13 protein-coding genes are annotated in these 17,953 nt (G+C 71.8%); 3 read left to right on the top strand and 10 right to left on the bottom strand.

The annotated features are described in order from the left end of the window. The first annotated feature begins 103 nt into the window (after positions 1–103). Both AB0I83_RS18155 and AB0I83_RS18150 read left to right on the top strand, forming a co-directional pair. Positions 104–619 carry a lytic polysaccharide monooxygenase auxiliary activity family 9 protein gene (locus tag AB0I83_RS18155; RefSeq protein ID WP_356530797.1) on the top strand — a complete coding sequence of 172 codons (516 nt, stop codon included), beginning with the start codon at positions 104–106 and terminating at the stop codon, positions 617–619. A gap of 235 nt (positions 620–854) precedes the next feature. Then, positions 855–1,577, top strand: coding sequence for a chitinase (locus AB0I83_RS18150; protein WP_363305264.1), 723 nt, complete (start codon positions 855–857; stop codon positions 1,575–1,577). 58 nt (positions 1,578–1,635) lie between these two features. Here AB0I83_RS18150 and AB0I83_RS18145 read toward each other — a convergent pair whose 3' ends face one another. After that, on the bottom strand, positions 1,636–5,457 hold the full coding sequence (locus tag AB0I83_RS18145) for a substrate-binding domain-containing protein (RefSeq protein WP_363305263.1): 3,822 nt from the start codon (positions 5,455–5,457) through the stop codon (positions 1,636–1,638). 183 nt (positions 5,458–5,640) lie between these two features. Further along, on the bottom strand, positions 5,641–6,612 hold the full coding sequence (locus AB0I83_RS18140) for a pectate lyase (protein WP_363305262.1): 972 nt from the start codon (positions 6,610–6,612) through the stop codon (positions 5,641–5,643). A 395-nt stretch (positions 6,613–7,007) separates the two neighbouring features. On the opposite strand from AB0I83_RS18140, the gene AB0I83_RS18135 reads away from it, so the two are divergent. After that, entirely contained in the window at positions 7,008–8,225 is a 1,218-nt protein-coding gene (locus AB0I83_RS18135) for an FAD-dependent monooxygenase (RefSeq protein ID WP_356530802.1), read from the top strand. A gap of 89 nt (positions 8,226–8,314) precedes the next feature. Here AB0I83_RS18135 and AB0I83_RS18130 read toward each other — a convergent pair whose 3' ends face one another. From AB0I83_RS18130 to AB0I83_RS18095, 8 genes are all read right to left on the bottom strand, one after another. Beyond that, entirely contained in the window at positions 8,315–9,043 is a 729-nt protein-coding gene (locus tag AB0I83_RS18130) for an ABC transporter ATP-binding protein (RefSeq protein WP_356530856.1), read from the bottom strand. A gap of 11 nt (positions 9,044–9,054) precedes the next feature. After that, a complete protein-coding gene (locus AB0I83_RS18125) occupies positions 9,055–9,861 on the bottom strand; it encodes an ABC transporter ATP-binding protein (protein WP_363305261.1) in 807 nt (268 codons plus the stop codon). Beyond that, the gene (locus AB0I83_RS18120; protein ID WP_363305259.1) at positions 9,858–11,963 is read right to left on the bottom strand and encodes an ABC transporter permease; all 2,106 of its coding nucleotides are present in this window, start codon (positions 11,961–11,963) and stop codon (positions 9,858–9,860) included. The genes AB0I83_RS18125 and AB0I83_RS18120 overlap by 4 nt, the downstream gene beginning before the upstream one ends. A gap of 1 nt (position 11,964) precedes the next feature. Continuing rightward, positions 11,965–13,167, bottom strand: a complete 1,203-nt coding sequence (locus AB0I83_RS18115) for an ABC transporter substrate-binding protein (protein WP_356530805.1) — start codon at positions 13,165–13,167, stop codon at positions 11,965–11,967. A gap of 80 nt (positions 13,168–13,247) precedes the next feature. Beyond that, positions 13,248–13,628 carry a roadblock/LC7 domain-containing protein gene (locus AB0I83_RS18110; protein ID WP_356530807.1) on the bottom strand — a complete coding sequence of 127 codons (381 nt, stop codon included), beginning with the start codon at positions 13,626–13,628 and terminating at the stop codon, positions 13,248–13,250. Next, complete coding sequence (locus tag AB0I83_RS18105) at positions 13,625–16,096, bottom strand: nitrate- and nitrite sensing domain-containing protein (RefSeq protein ID WP_363305258.1); 2,472 nt, start codon at positions 16,094–16,096, stop codon at positions 13,625–13,627. The genes AB0I83_RS18110 and AB0I83_RS18105 overlap by 4 nt, the downstream gene beginning before the upstream one ends. A gap of 549 nt (positions 16,097–16,645) precedes the next feature. Next, entirely contained in the window at positions 16,646–16,831 is a 186-nt protein-coding gene (locus AB0I83_RS18100; protein WP_363305257.1) for a DUF397 domain-containing protein, read from the bottom strand. Next, entirely contained in the window at positions 16,828–17,706 is an 879-nt protein-coding gene (locus tag AB0I83_RS18095) for a helix-turn-helix transcriptional regulator (protein WP_363305256.1), read from the bottom strand. The genes AB0I83_RS18100 and AB0I83_RS18095 overlap by 4 nt, the downstream gene beginning before the upstream one ends. Positions 17,707–17,953 lie beyond the last annotated feature (247 nt).

Here is a 17,953-nt window from a genome sequence, read left to right as displayed (position 1 = left end):
TCGGCCTTGCACTTCCAGGTCCCCACACCAGGTACCGGAAGGCGCGCCCTGGATTCCCCCACGAATCCGGGCGTGCGTAACCGGCAGAAGTGAAGGAGTTCCCATGCGCGGCATCAAGAAGCGCACCGCAGTCGTCGGAGCCGTCCTCGCCCCCGCAATCGCGTTCAGTCTCCCGGTCGGAACGGCCAGCGCCCACGGCTATATCTCCAACCCGCCGAGCCGGCAGGCCCAGTGTGCGGCCGGAACCGTGAGCTGCGGTGACATCACCTACGAGCCGCAGTCGGTGGAGGGACCGAAGGGGCTCACCTCGTGCAGCGGCGGCAACACCCGCTTCGCCGATCTCGACGACGACTCCAAGGGCTGGGCGGTGACCCCGGTCTCCTCCTCCACCACCTTCCAGTGGCAGCTGACGGCACGTCACTCAACCAGCACATGGCAGTACTTCGCGGGTGGACAGAAGATCGCCGAGTTCGACGACGGAGGGGCGCAGCCGGGTGCCACCGTCAGCCACCAAGTCGACTTCGGCGGCCTGAAGGGCCAGCAGAAGGTGCTCGCGGTCTGGAACGTCGCCGACACCCCGCAGGCGTTCTACGCCTGCATCGACGTCAACGTGAGCTGACCGACGCCGCCCCGGCCTCCGCGACATCCACCGCGGGGCCGGGGCGGGAGCCCCTGGGTGCTAGCGGCGGCCGTGCGCCGGCCGCCGCGCCGGGGGCTTCCCGGTCGCGATCCGTGTCCGGGCGCACGAGGTGCACCCGGTGCGGCCCAGGCGTATCGCCTCGCGGCGCCTTCCTCCCGCTTGATACCCAGGCCGCTGCCCATGGTGCGGCGGCGGCCGGACCAAGGAGTGATCCATGCGTTCCCGCCTGATCGGGCTGCTGACCGCAGCCGCCTCCGTGCTGACGCTGTCCGTCGTCGCCCTCGGGCCCACCGCCCAGGCGGAGCCCGCGGTGGCGGACGACTTCGTCGTCAGCCAGACGCAGTTCGACTCGATGTTCCCCAGCCGGAACTCCTTCTACAGCTACGACGGCCTGACCGCCGCGCTCAGCGCCTACCCGGGCTTCACCGGAACCGGAAGCGACACCGTGCGCAAGCAGGAGGCCGCCGCGTTCCTCGCCAACGTGAGCCACGAGACCGGCGGGCTCGTCCACATCGTGGAGCAGAACGAGGCGAACTACCCGCACTACTGCGACGCGACGCAGCCCTACGGCTGCCCGGCCGGGAACGACAAGTACTACGGCCGCGGCCCCGTGCAGCTCAGCTGGAACTTCAATTACAAGGCTGCGGGCGACGCTCTCGGAATCGACCTGCTGAACAATCCCGACCTCGTCCAGAATGACTCGGCGGTCGCCTGGAAAACCGGACTCTGGTACTGGAACACCCAGTCCGGTCCCGGCACAATGACGCCCCACGACGCCATGGTGAACAGCGCCGGATTCGGCGAGACCATTCGCGCGATCAACGGCAGCCTGGAATGCAACGGCGGAAATCCGGGTCAGGTCCAGAGCCGCGTCGATCTCTACGAGAGCTTCGCCGGAATTCTCGGAGTCGATCCCGGCAGCGACCTCAGCTGCTGACGCTCCGTGACATCTCGCCCGGTGTCTGCCGACACCGGGCGAGCGGTGTGCGCCGACGTCACTGCGGCACCTTCCCGGTCGCACTTCCGGTCTCGGCCGGGTGCTGGGTGCGGAAGACATGAGGGGGTTCCCCCGTGACCTTGCGGAACACCCGGCTGAAGTAGGAGCGGTCGTGGAACCCGACCGACCGGGCGACCGCGTGGATGCTGTCCCCGCTCTGCAGCAGCCGCTCAGCCGCCCGCTGGACCCTCAACCGGGTGAGGTAGTCCCACACGGTCAGCCCGTACTGCTGGTGGAAGAGCCTGCTCAGATGGTCGGCGCTGATCCCGGCGGCCTCGGCGATCTGCCAGCGGGAGACGCGATGCCGGTAGTGCTCGTAGAGGAAGACCAGCGCCGTGTTGACCGGGGCGCGGGAGCGTGCTGGGAAGGGCGAACGACCCGTCACCATCCGCAGCAGCGCGGTTGTCCCCTCCGGGCCGAGGACGGCGTGGTCGAGCAGCAGGGTGGAATGCGGCTTGGCGCGGCGCGCGTCGGCCGTACCGAAGCCGCGGTCGCTCAGCACGACGACGGGACATGGGGCGGGTCCCGCGCCGTGGATGTGATCGATGACGTCGAACGCGTACATGTCGGGCAGGGTCCGCTCCACGATGACCAGCGCGGGCGGTTCCTCCGCGACGAGGGCCAGGGCGGTCGTGCCGTCCGGCGCGATCCGCAGGGGGTGGTCGGGGAGCGCGGCCGACATCAGCCGGACGCAGTCCTTGCGTGACCGCTCCGACCCGGTGGCGGCGATGACGGGCCCCCGCAGTGTGCCGGGGCGCAGGGAGCGCAGGGTTCGGGACAGGTCCTGTCCCTCGGCGCCGTAGAGGAGGAACGGGGTGTGCCGCAGCCGGGGATGGTCGTGCAGATGCTGCACGCCGGGCCACTCCTCGGGACCGGCGCCGGACGCGTCCCAGGCGACGGCTGCCGGGGCCAGTTCCTCGACGAGGGAGTCGATGTCGGCGCCCGCGGCCAGCCGGCGCAGCCGCAGACCGTGGCGTTCGACGAGGCCGTTCAGCTCGGGGACCGGGCACCGGGGCGTGACCACCACAGCGGTCTCCCCCCGTCCGGAGGCGGCCGGCGGGCCCCCACCGGGCGTGGGCAGGGGCAGGTCCAGGACGAGCCGCAGCCGGCCGGGGCCCAGGTCGGTGGTGAGGGAGCCCCCGTGCAGCATCGCCAGCCGGTGAGCCGTCGCCAGGCCGATCTCCGCTGCGCGCGGGCCGACGGAGGACGGTCCCGCCGCTCCAGCGGGGTCGCGGGCGGTGTCCGAGTCTGCGCCGGCCGGTCCAAAACCATCGGGGTCCGCCCTCGGATCCTTCTGAACCGCCCCATCGGCGGCGGTGACGGGCGGGACTGCCGGTTCCCGCAAGGTACGGGCTCGGGCGACGGTGGCACGGACGGAGCTGACGCTGGTTCGGACCGACGCGGGAGCGGCCTCGGCATCGAGTGTCACTCGGCCGTCGGCGCCCGCGTGGGAGGCCGCGGCGGACAGGAGGTTGGCGATGATCCGGCCGAGCCGGGCGTCGTCGACCGGGACGACGGGCAGCCGGTCGGGCAGGGTGATCTCCCAGCTCGGACCCGCGCGCCGGGTGGCGCTCGCGGCCAGGAACGCCCGGGCGAGCAGTGGCGCCGGGTCCTGGAGGCGGCGGTTCAGGTCCAGATCGTCCGCCTCGGACCGGGAGAGGTCGAGCAGGTTGTCGATCAGGGAGAGCAGTTGCGTGGCGTCGCGGCGCACGAGCGTGAGCGATTCGCGCGGTTGTACCCCGGTGTGCCGCAGGAGGGACTCGACGGGGGTGCGCAGTTCGTGGGTGACATGGTCGAGCAGTCGGGTCTTGAAGCGGCTGGCCTGCTCGGCCGCGTCCCGCGCGCGCCGTACCTCGTCGAAGAGGCGAATGCCCTTGAGGGTCGCGCTGATCTGGTCGCCGAGCGCGCGGAACAGGGCTCCCGCGTGCTCGGCCTCCCGCACGGCCCCGGCGTCGAACACGGCGAAGCCGAGGTGGTCGTCACCCAGGTGCAGAGGTTCCAGGACGAGGGTGAAACGCCGGGCGTCCGGCATGAGGGCGTCGGGCAGGAGCAGCGCCGCAGGGTAGGCCGTGTCGGTGCCGCCGGTACGTCCGCGCGCGAGGCGCTCGTCCTGCGCGAGCTGCACCCGGGCCAGACCGGGGACCGTACGGTCCGTACGTCGGCCCGCCTCGTCGTAGAGCACGAGGCGGCACCCGGGCATCCGCGCGGTGACCGTCTGGCGTTCCAGTACGTCGGTGAGGCCTTCCACGTCCACGACGGTCGTCAGCGCCGTCCCCAGCTCCCGTAATCGCTGGGACTGGCTTATCTGTTCCCAGCGCTCGTACTCGAGCAGCCGGTGTGCCTTCTCGGCCACCATCAACCGGGCCCGCCCGAACAGCAGTTCTCCGAGCTCGCCGCACGGTAGCGGCAGGGAGGCGAGGACGGGGCGGCGGATCCGCACGAGCGCCGCGTCCCAGGCGGCCACGTCCCGCGGCGTGTGCACGTGGGAGCTCAGCAGGCTCTCCAGCAGGGGCAGGAACTCTCCGGCCGCGGCCTCGTCGAGTGCCTCGTCCGGGCTCCCGGTGGCACGGCACGGGTCCGGTACCGGGGGCGGCGCGGAGGAGGCGGGCGCGGCCGGGCCGCCGCGGGGCCCCTCCTCGGACGCGACCGTGCCCCTCGTGGCGTCGGCCGGGGCCCGAGCCGGGCCGGGGCCGACGGGTACCGGTGGGTCGAGCGCGGTGTCGGCGCGGAAGGCGGCGGCGAGCCGGGTCGCCGCGCGCGGCAGCGGTGCGAAGAGTTCCGACGCCGCGGGCCGGACCCCGGACGTGATGGACGCACCGGTGGCGGTGCGCCCGTGGGACACCAGGGGCGAGTGGCAGCCGCAGGACCGTCGGACGACCAGGGTCCCCGGCACCGCCGTACGGGCCGGCGGGTGCGAGCCGCACAGCCGGGCCACGAGGCTGTCCACCGCGAGGGCGCCCAGCTCCGCGAACGGCAGCGCGACCGAGGTCAGCGGCGGGTCGGACAGGAGCGCTTCCGGCGAGTCGTTGAAGCCGATGACCGCGACCTCCTCCGGGACCCGTACACCGCGCGCGGTCAGGAAGCGCAGGGCGTCCGCCGCCAGCACGTCGCTACAGGCGATCACCGCGTCGAAGTCGACGCCCGGCACGAAGCCCCTGGCCTCGACCAGGACGCGCATCGCGGACGCTCCGGCGCCCGCCGCGAAGTCGACGGCCGCGCAGGTGAGGGAGCGGTCGTGCGCGACGCGGTACCGTCCCAGTGCCGTGGTGAAGGCGCGGTACCGCTCCTGGGAGACGGGGTTGGCCAACGGGCCCCGGATGCAGGCCAGTCGGCTGTGTCCGTGGAGTTCCACCAGATGCCCGACGGCTTCCCGCATCCCCGCGTAGGAGTCGACGCTGAGGGTCTCCTCCAGGCCGCTCAGAGGCTGGTTGAGACTCACCGCCGGCAGGCAGGCAAGCCGCCGCATCAGACGCTCCGCGCGCTCGCCGGATGCCGGCAGGCCCAGCGTGGAACTCCAGCACACGATGCCGTCCAACCGTGCCGGACCGACCAGTTCGTACAGCGCGCTGCGCGGAACGTCGCCGTGGCGCAGCGGTCCGCCCGGGAAGCAGACGAGATTCACGTCATTGCGTTCCGCCGCACCGAGAGCACCGGACCAGAGGGTGGCGCCGACCCCCAGGTGGATGTTCGCCGTGACGAGCCCGATCGTCGGACGCGCCCCGGTCGGGCGCCGCCGGTCCGGTTCTTCGGACGCGGGTGGTACTCCCCGGTCGGACCCGTCCGGGGCGCCGCCCGTCACTCGCCTGTCCAGCCCGTCCATGCAGGTGCCTCCCTCACCGGGAAGAGCCCGTCCGCCGCCGGCCGCGCGTCCGTGGCCGGTCCGGGAAACGTAGACGAGGCAAAGGGCCGGGGCAAGACCGGTGACGAGCCTGTTCACCGGTCCTGCCCCGGCCCGGACCCGGGCCCGGTGGTGGCCGGGCGCCGGGGTGGGAAGCCGCGTCGGTCAGATCTTGCCGACGCCCGCGCCGGAGGTCACACTCCCCTTCACCGCCGAGGCGCTCTCGACGGAGTAGCTGTAGGGGATGGCGGCCACGCTGCCGCCGGTCTGGCCGGCCGTGGAGTTGACGAAGTGGTTGTTCTTCGCCACCAGTTTGCCGGGGCCCGAGTCGGCCTCGCCCAGGTGGAAGGTGTCCTTGACGTTCTCGAAGTAGTTGCCCTCGACGAGGACACCCGCGTCCTCCGTCGACGCGACCCCGTAGGAGCCGATGTTGCTGAAGTAGTTGTTCAGCACGTGCACCGGGTTCCCGAAGCGGACCCTGGGGTTGCGCTGCTTCGTGCCGTCGAACCAGTTGTGGTCGTAGGTGACCTTGAGCTTGCCGATGTCCTCGGAGCCGTTGCCGTCGTCGTGGCCCAGGAGCATGTTCTTGTCCTGGCTGAACGTGCGGTTCCACGACACCGTGACGTTCGTGGACGCCCGCTTGATGTCGATGGCGCCGTCCTTGGCACCGGAGATGCTGTTGTGGTCGATCCAGACCTTCGTGGAGTACTCGACGTTGATGGCGTCGTCGTTGGACCCGCTGAAGGAGAGGTTCTGGATGATCACGTTGTTGACCTTGCTGACGTTCAGCCCGCTGCCCGTGATCCGGCCGGCGGTGCCGACCCCGACCACGGTCTTGTTCGCCGTCACCTTGGTCATGCTGCTGAGCTGGATGGTGCCGTTGACACGGATCACCAGGGCTTCGCCGCGCTTCAGCGCGTCTGTCAGCTGGGACGCGTTCGTGACGGTGACGGTGCTGCCGCCCGCGCCGCCGGTGGTACCGGCGCCGAAGCCGACCGGTCCCGCGGCAGCGACGGCCCGGGGGCTGTCCTGCGGTGCCGGGGAGCCGTTGGCGGCGGTGGCCCCGGTCAGTGCCAGCGCGACAGCGGTCGTCGTCGCGGCGATCGTGAGGGTGTGCCGTGCGCTCGTCCTGCGCATGGTGGTTCTCCGTCCGTGGGGTTGCTGGAGAGAGCATGTGTACGGGTGTCACCGGTGCCGCGCGGCCGGCAATACGGCGAGGCTAGAGCGCGCGGTGTGGAGGATGACGTGACCTCTGTGGACTATTCCGCTCGGTCCGTGCTCCGGCACCCGGGCGCGCCGCCTTCCGCGGCCCGGCTCCGGCGACGCCGCCGCGTCGTGAGGCCGTTCGGAGTGAGGGGCGTCACCAGGTGTGCTGCCCTCCGGGCGCTCCTCGATAGGATTCCGCCCAGGTCCTGACCACAGGCGGCGGGCCAACGGCTCCTGATCCGGGGTGGTTTCCGACGGGTGACTCCGTCGCGGTAGCAGCCCCCGCGAACCGGCGACCGTAATTCCGAGTGAGTGGAGTCCCAGTCATGCGTGGAGGCAGTATCGCCGTGGTCGGCGGCAGCATAGCGGGGTGCGCCGCGGCCCTGGCCGCGTCGCGCGGCGGAGCCGAACGGATCACCGTGTTCGAGCGGGCCGACGCCCGACTCCGCGACAGGGGAGTGGGGATAGCCCTTCACAGCGACCGGTACGACGAGCTGAGGGACGCCGGGTACGTCGCTCCCGAGATGCCCTGGGCACCGCTGACCCGGCGGGTGTGGAGCGCGCGCGACGGCGAGGCGGACCACGGGCGGGCCATCGGCGAGCAGCCGTTCCCCTTCCGCGCGTACAGCTGGGGCTCCCTGTGGAGCGAGCTGCGCCGCCGTGTGCCCGAGGAGGTCACCTACCGGTCCGGCGCGGTGGTCACCGGCGTGGAGCCGGAGGCGGACGGTGTCACGCTGCGGCTCGCGGACGGGCACCAGGAGCGCTTCGACGTCGTGATCGGGGCGGACGGATACCGTTCCGTGGTCCGCGAGGCGATGTTCCCCGGCGCGGACGCGACGTACGCCGGATACATCGGCTGGCGCGGTACGTCGTCGGACGTCGCGGACCTCCCCTCGGACGGCCACGACGCGCACAACATCGTCTTCCCCGGCGGCCACTGCATGATCTACCGCATCCCGGACGGCACGGGCGGCCACCTGCTCAACTGGGTCCTCTACACGGCCCCGCCCCGGACCGACGGCCTCCACCCCGACCTGCGGACCCCGACCTCCCTCCCGCCGGGCCGCCTCAACTCCGAGCTCACCGCGCACCTGCGCGCCCTGGTGGCCGACAACTTCCCGCCGTACTGGGCGGCAAGGGTGCTCCGCACCCCCGCCGAGACCACTTTCATCCAGCCCATCTACGACCTCGAGGTGCCGCACTACACCTCCGGCCGGATGCTGCTCGTCGGTGACGCCGCCAGTGTCGCCCGGCCGCACATAGGCGGCGGCAGTGTGAAGGCGCTCCAGGACGCGACCGCCCTCGAAGCCGCCTGGGTGGCCGGGGACAGCTGGAAGGAGGTCCTGGCGACCTACGACGAGGGGCGCGGCCCGGTCGGGGCGGCCATGGTCGCACTGGCCCGCCGGATGGGCAGTGCGCAGGTCGAGAACACACCCGACTGGTCGGCCATGGGCCAGAGCGAGTTCGACGTGTGGTGGCAGGACCAGAACAAGGGCTCCGACCGGCGCAGCGGCTTCGGCGGGCACAGCATCAAGGCCGGCTAGGCGGACCGCGAAGGGGGCGGCGGCCGGGTACCGGACACCGCCCCCGTGGTTCGTGAGCCCGCCGCCCCGCCGCTCCTACCGCTCGCCTCTCAGACCGCCGTCGGCGTGAGTTCGAGTGCGGCGTGCAGCGCGGTGCCGTCCGCGCGGGCCTCCTCGCCGTCCACGCGCAGCGTCATCCGTCCCGACGTGAGGACCGTGAGCGTGCGGGCGCACTCGACGGCCTGGGCGGGGCTGGGGCACACCAGCAGCACGGCGATGCCCTCGCCGGCCAGCTCGGTCACCAGCTCGTAGACCTGCCGCACGAGTACGGGCGCGAGGCCTTCGGTCGGCTCGTCGAGCAGCAGGACACGCGGCGAGCCGAGCAGCGCGCGGGCCAGTGCCAGCATCTGCTGTTCGCCGCCGGACAGGTCCGCACCCCGGTTGCCCATGCGCTCACCCAGCCGCGGGAGCAGTTCCAGGACGCGGGCGGGCGTCCATGCACCCGGGCGCGTGGAGCCTTCGCCGCGCGAGGGGCGGTAGGACAGCCGCAGGTGTTCGGCGACCGTGAGCCCGGCGAACACCCGGCGGCCCTGCGGCACGAGGCCGATCCCGGCGCGTGCGATCCGGTGCGCGGGCTGCCCCGTCACATCCCGGCCGTCCAGGCGTACGGTACCCGCGCTCGGACGCATCAGCCCGGCCACGGTGTGGACGAGGGTGGTCTTCCCCGCGCCGTTGTGGCCGACGACGGCGTGGACCGTGCCGGCGGGTACCGACAGGTCGAGGCCGTGCAGAGCGGTGCCGCCGTGGTAACCCGCGGTCAGGCCGGTGAGTTCGAGCATCGGGGCGTCGGTCATCCTTTCGCTTCGGCGACGGCGGCGGAGGGCGTCGCAGCGGTGTCGCGGTACGCGTCGCGCACCTCGGGGTGCGCGAGCGCTTCCTGGGTCGGGCCGGTGACGAGAACCCGCCCCGCCGTCAACACGGTCACCGTCGAGGCGAGTTGGGCGACCACCTCGACGTGGTGCTCGACCAGGATGACCGCCACGCTCTCCGGCAGAGCGCCGACGATGCCGAGGAGACGGCCGATGTCGCCGTCGGTCAGCCCGGCCGCCGGCTCGTCCAGCAACAGCAGACGAGGCTCGCCCGCCAGCGCGGCGGCGAGATCGAGCATGCGCCGCTGCCCGTGGGAGAGCGTGGAGGCGGGCCGGTGGGCGACGTCCGCGAGGCCGACGGCCTCCAGGTGACGGCCCGCGGACTCGGTGTGCCGCCGGTAGCGGGACGGCCGGCGCCACGCGCCGCGGCGCTCCGGGTGATGCGGCCAGCCCGCCAGTACGACGTTGTCCAGCACCGTCAGGTCCGCTATCACGGAAGGCTGTTGGAAACTGCGCGCCACACCCAGGCGGCTGCGCCTGGCAGTGGCCGTGCGGGTGATGTCCTCTCCGTCGAGGGCGATCGTGCCGTGGTCCGGCCGGTCGGTGCCCGCGATGAGGTTGAGCAGGGTGGTCTTGCCCGCACCGTTGGGGCCGATGACCGCGTGCCGGGCGCCCGCGGGGAGCCGCAGGCTGACGTCGTCGACTGCGGTGAGGCTGCCGTACCTGCGGGTGACACCGGTCAGTTCCAGTACCGGGGGTGCCGGGGCGGCGTTCGGATCGGGCGTCATGGCGAGACCTTCCCGGTGGCGGCCGGCGCGGGCGCGCCGGCGGTCTGGTCGTCGGGCGGGGACCCGTCCGGCCGGTGTCCCCCGGGTGCGGGCCCGCCCCTGCCGGATCCGCCGCGCAGGCCCGCCAGGCCTCGGGGCAGCAGGTACACGGCGGCGACGAACAGCACGCCGAGCAGCAACGGACCGTGGCCGGGCCACGCACCGGCGACCCAGTCGCGGGTGATGACGATGAGTCCGGCCCCCGACAGGGCGCCGATCACGGACGTCGTGCCGCCGATGACGGCCGCCAGCAGGGCGAAGGCGGCGATCTCGAACCCGACGTCGGCGGGGGACAGGTACTGCTGGACGGTGACCATCAGGGAGCCGCCCACGCCGGCCAGTGCCCCGGCGCAGACGTGTGCCACCAGCAGGTAGCGGCCCACCGGGTGTCCGGAGGCGCGCATGCGGGCCTCGGCGCCCCTGGTGCCGGTCAGCAGCTTCCCGGCCGGGGAGCGCAGGACGAGCAGGGTGACGGCGACGGCGACGGCGGCGACGACGAGCGCGTAGTTGTAGAGCTCGCTCTCCTCGGTCATCCCCTCCCCGCCCCACAGCGCCTGGGTGGCCGGGAAGCCGACGAGACCGTCGGCGCCGCCCGTGACGGACTTGAGCTGGTTGACGACCGCGCCGGTCAGCTCACCGACGGCGAGCGTGATCATCAGGACGGTGGTGCCCCGCGCCCGGATCACGGCGGGCCCGACCACCGCGGAGAAGACCGCGGCCGCGAGCGCCGAGAGGACGAGCTGGACGGGACCCGCGGTCCACCCGGCCTCCGCGAGGTTCGCGGTGGCGTACGCGCCCACCGCGAACGGCGCGGTCTGCCCGAGCGTGGGCAGTCCGGCGTAGCCGGTGAGGACGGTGACACTGACCGCGAGGAGCCCGAGGGCGAGCGCTGACCCGGCCAGCGAGACGCTGTACGGGTCGAGCACCCCCGGCAGCACGCTCAGGGCCACGAGCAGGACGAGCAACGGAGCGGCCTGCCGCCACGCGGCCCCGCCCGGGAGCCGACCGATCCTGTCGAGCGCGCTCCTGCCCGGCGCCGTCCACGAACCCGCCCGCCGCGTCGCGGACTTCGCCGGGTCCGCGGGAGGTGCCGACGCCGGCGTACCCCCGGTCCCCTGCGGGCGGGGCCGCAACCGGGCGGTGAGCCGACGGCGAAGCCGGTCCACCGGGTCCGGGGACGGCCCGCCGGAGTCGTGCGGTGCAGCCGGTTCCGAGAAGCGGGAGCGCAGCACCAGCACCGCCGCCATCGCGGCGAAGAGGAGGTACGGCGCCAGGTCCGGCGCCAGCGAGACGCCGAGCGTCTGGACCTCGCCCACGGCGACCGCCGCCGCGAGCGTGGCCCACAGCGAACGCAGCCCGCCGAGTACGACCACCACGAGGGACAGCATCAGCACCGTCTCGGACGTGCCGGCGCCGGGACCGATGATCGGCGCCCCGAGCACGCCCGCCGCCCCGGCCAGCGCACCCGCCGCGGCGAGCACTCCGGTGTGCACCGCCCTGGGGTTGTGGCCGGTGGTCGCGAGCATCTGCGGATCGTCGGCTGCGGCGCGTACCGCGGCACCCATCCGGGTCCGGGTCAGCACCCAGGTGCCGAAGGCCGCGAGCAGCACGGCCATCACGATGAAGCAGAGACGGTACGCGGGATACCGGTGGCCCAGCAGGGACACGGAGGAGTCGAGTGCCTCGGGGACGCGCACGGGAAGCTCGTCCGCTCCGAAGAACTGGATGAGCAGATCACCGCCGACCAGGGCCAGCCCGAACGTCAGCAGCGCTTGCGCGAGATGCCCACGCCGGGCGAGCGGCGCCGTCGCGGCGGAGAGGCCGGCTCCGGCCACCCCCGCCGCGACCGTCCCGGCGGCCAGCCCGAGGGCCAGCCCGCCCCAGGTCCCGTCACTCAGCTCGGCCCCCGTGTAGGCGCCGATCGCGTACAGCGTGCCGTGCGACAGGTTCAGCACGCCCGCGGTGCCGAAGGCGAGGCTCAGACCGGCGGCGACCACGAACAGGAGCAGCCCGTAGGCCACCCCGTCCACCGCCGGGACGAGGTGGGCGTCGAGGAGATCCATGTCAGCTGCCGAGCGTGGCCAGGTCCTGGACCATGACGTTGGCCAGCTGGGCACCGTCCGGGCGCACCTGGCGCAGGTACCAGGTCTGCACCGGCGAGTGCGCCTTGTCGCCGAACTCCCAGGCGCCGCGCGGGCTGTCGATCTGGCCCAGACCCGCGATGGCCTCGTTGATGGTCTTCGACGTCACGTCGCCGTCCTTCGCCGCGTCGGCGATGGCCTTGTCCAGCACGGAGGCCGCGTCGTACGACGCCATCGCGTACGTGGTGGGCTGCGTGTCGTGCTTCGCGGTCCAGTCGGCGGCGAAGGTGCGGTTGGCCTCGTTGTCGAGGTCGGCCGCGTAGTTCAGGACGGAGTAGATGTCCTTGGCCGCGGGGCCCTGGGCCTGGAGCACGCTGCCCTCGGTGACGAAGGCCGTGTACAGCGGCAGATCGGCGATGTCGGACTGCGCGTACTGCTTGGCGAAGTCGATGGCGGCCTTACCGGCGTAGAAGCAGTACACCGCCTTGGCGTCCGTCTTGGCGATCTCGGCGAAGTACGGCATGAAGTTGGTGGTCTTCGGGAACGGCGTCCAGGTGGTCTTGCCGTCGGGGTTGGCCAGCTCTCCCTTGACCCGCTTGAACTCGTCGGTGAAGCCGCGCAGCTCGTCGTACCCGCCCTGGTAGTCGGGGCCGATCGCGTAGACCGGACCGTCGACCTTCGCCTTGACGTACGGGGCGATGGCCTTGCCGGGCTCGTCGGACAGGAAGCTCGTCGTCCACACGTACTCGAGGTCCTTGACGGGCGGCCGGGCGTTCGACCCCAGGAAGGGGATCTTGGCCTGGCTGACCAGCGGCATGACCGCGTTGACCGAACCGCCGCTGACGAAGCCGGTCAGCACGTCGACCTTGTCCTTCTTGACCAGCTTGGTGGCCGCGGGGACGGCGGTCGGCGGGCCGTCGCCCTCGTCCGCCACAATGAGCTCGACCTTGCGTCCGCCCAGCTTCTTGTCGTGGGTGTCCAGGTACAGCTCGAAGCCGGCGCGCAGCTCGGTGCCGACCGGCTCGTAGGTGCCGGACAGCGAGGCGACCAGGCCCACCTTCACGGTGTCGTCGCCGGAGCCGCTGTCGCTGCTGCAACCGGTGACGGCGGCCAGGCCGAGGGCGAGGGCTGCCGCGCAGGCGGGCCGGAATCTGCGGGGGCGGGGGCTGGATATGTCGAAGAACATGGAGGCTCTCATCAGAAGGGTCCGAGCATGAGGGGGCAGGACGGTCGGGGGAGCGGGCGGGTACGGAGTCGGCCCGGAGGTCAGCGGACCTGGGGTGACAGAGTGTCACCGACCTGGTTGATCAGTTCGGACATCATGTAACTGACCTCGCCGATGTCCGCGTCCCTGGTCGTGGTCACCAGCAACGAGGCACCGCTGGAGACGGCCATCGAGAACATGTAGCCGCCCTCCATCGCGGTGAGGCTGTGCTCCACGGGGTCGGTGTTCGTCAACTGGGCAGCGGCGGAGAGCAGGTTGACCACGCCGGAGGCGATGGCCGCCAGCCGCTCGGCGTCGTCACGCTCCACACCCGTGTAAGCGAGCGCGAGTCCGTCCACGGACACGGCTATCGCCTGGGTGACTTCCGGGATTCGCCCGGCGAAATCGCTCAGGATCCAGCTCAGTCCGGTGGATGTGGTCATTTCTTCGTCCGTTCGGTGTCGTCGTCGGTGGCGGAGCGACCACGGTGGTTCGTGCTCCTGTTGATCCCCTGGGCGTAGGCGGCCAGGACGTCGGAGACCTGCCGGGAGTCCCGGCGACGCGGCGAGGGCCTGGGAGCGGTCGCGCCGGAACGCTGCTCGGCGCCCTCCCGCTTGCCCAGGGTGGGCCACTGCTGCGTCGTCCCGCGCTGCCGCACCGGCAGGCCCGAGGAGCTGACTCCGGCGACGCGCGACGCCGGCTCGTCCTGGCGGGACGGCATGCCCTGGTCGTGGCCACCCCGGCTCGCGCCCGGCACGTCGACCGGCCTGCCCGTGGCGTGGCCGCCGTCGGCCGCCGCACCGCCCCGGCCTGAGCCCGCGACTGCCGGAGCGCTGCCGTGTCCGGGCCATGTGTCCGTGCCGGCCGGTGCGCCGAAGCGGTCCGGCCGGGCGCCGGCCGGCTGCCTGCGGGGTGCCTGTCCCGGAGGTGTGATCGGCCGGGGTGCCTCGTAGCTGACATCGTTGCCAGGAACTCTGGCGTGATCCGCTCCGCGCGTGCCCGGCTGCGGCGGCGCGGTCTCCTGCGGGGCCAGGGCCAGTACCTTCGCCGGCAGCGTGACCTCGGCGATGGTGCCGGGGCCGGACGAGTCCCGCAGTTCCACGACGATGCCGTGGCGTGCGGCGAGCCGCGCCACCACGTGCAGACCCATGGACCGTACGTCGCCGATGCCGGCCTGCGGTTCGAGGAGCGCCGCGTTGTGGACCGCGCGGCGTTCGGGCGTGATGCCCACGCCCTCGTCGACGATCTGCACGACGGCCCGGTCCCACAGCCGCCACACGGCGACCCCGACCTGGGCGTCGGGAGGCGAGAACCGGGTCGCGTTGTCGAGGAGCTCCGCCAGGATGTGCGCCACGTCGTGCACCGCGCGGGCGGTGACGCCGATCCCCGACTCGATGGCTCCGAGGGACACCCGCTCGAACCGCTCGATCTGCTGAGCGGCCGCCACGATGACCGTGGAGCAGGGGACATCGGCCGAGCGCACCCGCGCGTTGCCGTAACCGCCCAGCACCAGAAGGTTGTTGGTGTTGCGCTCCATGCGGATGGCGAGGTGGTCGAGGGCGAAGAGCGTCTTCATGCGCACCGGGTCGGCCTCGTCGCGCTGGACCGTGTCCAGCTCGGACACCATGACGGCGGTCAACTGCGCACCGCGTCGGGCGACTCCGACCAGCGTCTCCGCGAACTGCTCGTGGATGTGGGCCTGCTGAGCGGCGAGGCGGACGGCCTCGTGGTGCACGGCGTTGAACGCCTCGCCGACCTCGCCGATCTCGTCCTCACCCGTGGTCGTGATCGGGTTGCCCGTCCGCTGGGCCACCTGTTCGGGCGTCGCACCGCTCAGTGCGCCCGGCTGGGACAGCTCGTTCATCACGGCGGGCAGCCCGGTGTGGGCGACCTCGTGCGCGGCATTGCGCAGGTCGCGGAGCCGCCGGATCATGACGCGACCCAGACGGATCGCGACGACGACGGCGCCGACCAGGGTCAGCAGCACCAGGGAGACCTCGGCACCCGCTGTCCACATCAGAGTGGTGCGCGCGTCGGAGACCAGGGCGAAGACGGACTCGTCGATCCGCAGTTCCACCGAACGCAGCAACGTCTGACGGTCGTTGGACGCCTTCTGCCACTCCTGCGGAGTGACCTCGATGTCCTTGCCCGTGCCCGTCCGCCCGATCTCGTCCTCGAGCCTTCGGGCCTCCAGCGCCTTCGCTCCGGAGAGGGTGCGCTCCAGCCAGGTCCGCCACTCGCCGGGGCCGAGATCGAACATGACTCCGGTCGACTCGGTGTAACCCAGCCGACCGGCGTCGAACGTCCGCTGCGACGCGGTCGTGAAGCCGCCCGCGGCCTGCGCCCTCATCACGGTGACCTGCTGCTGGGCCGTGTGCTCGGCCGCCTCGGACAGGGCGGCGGCGGCCCGGATCCGGTCCGCGATGTCGGCGTCGACACCGTCCGCCTGCGCGATGCCGTCGCGGTAGCCGTTGAGGTCGGCGATGACGATCCGGTAGCCGAAGGCGAGTGCCGAGATGGTGCTGCTGCCCGAGCGCACCTGGGCGCGGAGCGCGGGTATCTCGTCGATGAACCGGTCGATGCGGTCCAGGGCGCCCCGCGCGTTTCCGGGTACCCCGGAGAGCTGCTGGGTCCGGTCGCGGAATCTGGCGATGCTCTCGTCGGTCGCGTCGGAACTTACCCGGAACGCTTCCGAATCAGCCTGTTTGGAGACGAGGGCGGTGGCCGCGGCTCGCTCACGCTGTAGCTGGTGGGTCAACTCCCCGGCGCTGGTGGCGGCATCGACCATCGAGGTCAGTCTGTCGGCCTGGAGCGCCTGGTTGGTCGCGGGCGCGAGAGCCAGTACCGAGAAGGTGATGGCGACGGTCAGAGGCGCGGTGACGAGGAGGACGAGCCGACGGTTGATTTTCACTGCGCGGCTCCGCTGCCGGAACCGGTGATGAGTATCAATGACACGCAGTTACCTGTTAACGGGTTGTGGGGTGTCGATGGGGGCGACAGCATGCCGTCCGGCGCCGTCGAGAGGCGGTCGGACAGCGCAGGTGGTGCAGTTGAGGCATGTGTTGGGGGTGGGGGAAAACGGGGCTACCGGGGCACGTGGGACCCCGTGACGCGGCATGATCTTATGCCGTTGCACGTGACTCCGGACTGGTATATCTCCTAAAAAAAAGCGCAGCAGTTGCACAGGAGCAGTCCAACTCGGTCGCAAGCGCTCGGGTGTCCAACGCCTACGGGTCCGCCCACGGGTGCTGGAGCACCGCTTTTGAACCCTGCTTGACCAGCGGTCCGACGGGTCGGACGGTTCGACCGGCCGGACTCGCGAAGCTCCTCACGGGGCGCCCCGGCGAGCCGACTTGACCACCCGGCCGAAGCGGCGATGTCGTTGCGGAAAAGTTAGATCCGGCCGCCTGGTTCGGCGCCGCAGCTCACGCTGCCCGGAGCCGGCACGGGGGGTGCCCGATCAGTACCGGGCCGCGTGCGAGATGAAACGTGTCCACGATGTGGGCGAGAGGCCGAGCTGAGGGCTCTGTTCGACCTTCGAGTCCCGGACGTGGACGACCTCGGGAGTCACTGCCACCTCGACGCAGCTGTCGCCGGATCCGCTGCTGTAGCTGCTCTTGAACCAGGTCAGCCGTGGGGTGTTCATAGCGCTCCTCGCATCTGCCGCAACAGGCCCAGGGAGTCCTCCAACGAGAGAGCCTGTGACCGCATCCTGGCATACCGCATCTGGAGCGTGCTGACCACTTTCGAATCAGTTGTGAGCTGGCCGCTTTCCTGGCCCTCGCAGTAGCCGAGCCACCGGTTGTGCGAGGTTTCCAGGAGCTGTACAGGACCGTGCAGCCCCGCGTGGTTCTCCCGGACCACCGGCATCACCTGGATCTCGATGTTCCGCAACTCCGCGAGCCGAAGGACGTGTTCGATGAGGTCCCGCGTCACGTCGGTCCCACCCGTACGCCGCAGGAACAGGTGCTCCTCCAGAATGAAGCTGTAAGCCGTGTTCGGTCGCTCCCGCAGCAGCCGCTGCCGATCCAGCCGGGCCGCCAACTGGGCCTCGATCTGTTCGTCGCCCAACGGGGGCAGCTGGTTCACGAACAGCCGCCTCGCATACGCCTTGGTCTGCAACAGCCCTGGAACCAGGCGGCATTCGTACGTGTAGAGGCTGACCGCCTCCGCCTCCAGCACTGCCCACTGCCGGAACCAGCTCGCCAGTCCCGGTCGCCGTGACAGGTGCCGCGCGGCACCCCGCAGTGTTCCGAACGCGTCCAGGACGTCCTCGGAGCGGTCCACGAAGTCCGCCGGCGGGAAGCGGCGCCCCTGCTCGATCGAGGCGACCGTCGGGACCGAGTACCGCACCAGGGGCGCGAACTGCTCCTGCGTCAGCCGGGCCCGCTTCCGGAACGCCTTCACGACCTCCCCGAACGCCTTGAGGCTGTCCGACCCCTCCGGCTCCGCCGCGCCGTTGCCCGTGGCTGGGCAGACCTCGCTCACACCGCCTGGTTCGAGCGACCTGTCCGCCGTCATCAGCCCACCTCCGTGCCCGTCGCGCGCAATCCGCCCATCGTCCGTCCCGACGGCACACCGCGTCCACCTTCCGTACCCGTACGCTCACTCAGCGTACGGGTTCCGTCGTGGCCGGGACCCGACTGAGTGGCTCGGGCGCTGATGTCCAGCCCCAGGCACTGACCAGCCGCGAGACGCGGCGCCGGGCGCGAGGGCACGGCCGTACGGCCCCGGACCGTACGGCCCGCTGATCTGGAGAGCCGCGCGG

Source organism: Streptomyces sp. NPDC049970 (assembly GCF_040660235.1).
Classification (GTDB): domain Bacteria; phylum Actinomycetota; class Actinomycetes; order Streptomycetales; family Streptomycetaceae; genus Streptomyces.
This window is presented reverse-complemented; position numbering and strand designations above follow the sequence as displayed.